This is a genomic window from Propioniciclava flava (assembly GCF_004126535.1).
GTDB lineage: Bacteria > Actinomycetota > Actinomycetes > Propionibacteriales > Propionibacteriaceae > Propioniciclava > Propioniciclava flava.
The window spans coordinates 1-2,566 of record NZ_PPCV01000019.1 but is presented as its reverse complement, the minus strand read 5'-3'; the positions used below and the strand labels follow the sequence as shown (position 1 = coordinate 2,566).

The window sequence follows — 2,566 nt, the reverse complement described above, 5'->3', positions numbered from 1 at the left end:
CGGACGACCTGCTCCGGGGTGTGACGCTTCCTGCTGTTCGTCATGATCTGACCAGTCTCCCTGCCCGCGACCGCGGGCAACAGGACGACTCTCATAACGACTGGACCTACGAAACGGGGTCAGCCCAAACCTGTCGCCCCTACTGGTTTAGCCGGCCTGTGTGCCAGATCAGCACGCCTCACAAGGTTCACTCTCATGCCGAGAGTCGTGCGTGGGGCCGTCGGGGTGATCACTGACCCCTTGGGCGAGAACTGGGGCCGAGAGCCGTGGGTTGCATTGGGAGATGGGCAGTCTCGGCCGTCTCACGGGGCGCTATTGGCCGTGTAGCCGTTCACCACTAGAGTCACAGGCATGCTGTTCGAAGATGGAGTCGGCTTCTGCCCCTGGCACAAACGGGACAGTTCATTTCACGTCGTGCATTCAATCAACTACGCGTCGCCGCACTTCCATTCGCCAAGCTCGAGCCGGATTCTGGACCAAGAACCACCTGACGATCCTGTGCGAACTGGCGTTGTGATCATGGAATGCCTGCATTGCGGGAAGTCAGTGGTTCTGCTCGAGACCACGGTGCGGATCCCGGCGGCGGAGGCGGGTGGCGAGGACGAGGTGAAGAAGTGGCGCACCATGGTCTCGCCGCATGAGTCTCCGAGGACACTGCACGAGTCTGCCCCGGCTGCAGTACGGAGCCTATTTGCCGAAGCGAGCACCTGTGAGAAGTCGAACGCCTTCCGCGCCGCCGGCGTGATGTACCGAGCCGCAGTTGAGGAGCTAACCAAGGACCAGAAGGCGAGCGGAGGCACCCTCTTCGACAAGATTGAGAGCCTCAAGGTCAAGCTGTCCGATGAGCTAGTGCAGGACCTGCATGAGGCGCGAATGCTGGGCAATGACAGCATCCACGCGGGGATCACGTACTCGGCCGAGGAAGTGGATGATGTGGCCAGGCTGATCGAAGAAGCTGTGTTGGTGTTGTACGTGCAGCCCGAGCAGAAGCGCGCAATGAGGGATGCACGGAAGGCCCGCAGGAGCGGAGCGCCCTAGCAGCCAGCGCGTCACGTTCTCACCTGCGGCGGTCTCAAAGATCACCTGTCGCGTCGCAGCACCGGAGCACGACCGCCCTCTGCCGCGGTGGTGTCGGCAGCACTACATGGGCGACTCCGTGCCTTCTTCATCGTACGAGCTCAGCAGTCGCGTGGGAACGATGATCGTCGCCTGATAGTCGGCCCTGCGCCCCGTCCGGTTTCGGCTCGCACTGCTGACCCCAAACTTCCGTCCGGCGCAACGACCGAGAACTGGGCGTCCATCGGGACCGGCATCGTTCCACACGCGCACAGGCCGGGCGAAACGCAGCCGTCGACTCGGACTAGGGCACGCGAGGTCCAACCCTGGTGCGAACGTCGGCCTAAGCTACCTTGGCGATGCCGAGCGCGTCGGTGACGAGCCGAGGCTAGGTAGTGCAAGATCCCCGACGTATATGCCGTAGGCGAACTGAATGACTAGCCCTGTGATCACGCTAAAGACGCATCCCAGAAGAAAGATCACCAAGTCACGCTTCGCGCTGCGTTTGTCGCGTACGTCCAAAGCATCGCCAACCAGGCGATTGAAGGCTTCGGCAGCTTCCGGCTTGACCTTCTCCAGCTCCGCCAGCTCGTTACGAGCTTCGGCCTCCTGCTCACGTAGCGCCTCGACGCGCTTCTGCACTTCCGCCACCGCATTGCTTCGCTCGACCATCGCGTGCTGCATCTCATCGAGCAGCTCCTGGGTCTTGAGGCCCGATGATTCGAGCTGTGCCGTCAGCTCCGCGAGTCGCTCGTCGAAGTCGCCATTCGGCGCCCTGCGCGGAGTTGCGGGCAAACCAAGCAGTCGAAGAAGCATGTCGGCGAGCTCTCCGACTAGCCCGCCGGTAGCCACCGCGGCAATACTCCAGATCATGCCCGCATCCTCTGGCTCAGGCGTCCGTGGTCGTGACGCAACTCGACATAACGCCTAGTAGGGTATTGGAGGCGTGCCGCGAGTGGCGATCTCCGGGTGGCGACCACTGAGGGGCGGTAGTGGTCTGTGCCGAGCTGACGAGCGGTCTTCCTGTCGTCGAACTTCCCCTCACCACATGCTGGGCGCTCGATCCTGCCGACGACAGGCCGTCCGCGGAGCACGCCGAGTCACCGCCCCGCTGGCTCGAATGGTGCAGAACCTTCGTTTGCGCTGGAGGGTTTGTGCGGGGTCGGGTCTCGAGGGCTCCGTGTCGTCGCGTTGGAGCTGGACAGTGGCGTGAGGGGGCATTGCGGGCATCGGTCTGACTCATTGTCCGCCTCGGAAGCACTTCCACGGGGTGGGGTGCCGGCCCCGAGGTCGTGAAGACGTCCCTTCCGACTCGTGCCGAAGGCATACCGGCCGAGCTCTCAGAGCTTTGCCCTTTCCAATGTCATGCTTGTTGGAATCGCATGGGCTGACCCCGTTTCGTAGGTCCAGTCGTTATGAGAGTCGTCCTGTTGCCCGCGGTCGCGGGCAGGGAGACTGGTCAGATCATGACGAACAGCAGGAAGCGTCACACCCCGGAGCAGGTCGTCCG

2 protein-coding genes are annotated in these 2,566 nt (G+C 62.9%); one reads left to right on the top strand and one right to left on the bottom strand.

Annotation, left to right across the window (positions count from 1 at the left end; translation table 11 throughout):
- Positions 1 to 351 precede the first annotated feature (351 nt).
- Positions 352 to 1,038: a DUF4145 domain-containing protein gene (locus C1706_RS13845; RefSeq protein ID WP_206661158.1), complete on the top strand. Its 687-nt coding sequence runs from the start codon at positions 352 to 354 to the stop codon at positions 1,036 to 1,038.
- 366 nt (positions 1,039 to 1,404) lie between these two features.
- On the opposite strand, the gene C1706_RS13840 is transcribed toward C1706_RS13845, so the two are convergent.
- Positions 1,405 to 1,929 carry a hypothetical protein gene (locus C1706_RS13840; protein WP_129459822.1) on the bottom strand — a complete coding sequence of 175 codons (525 nt, stop codon included), beginning with the start codon at positions 1,927 to 1,929 and terminating at the stop codon, positions 1,405 to 1,407.
- Positions 1,930 to 2,566 lie beyond the last annotated feature (637 nt).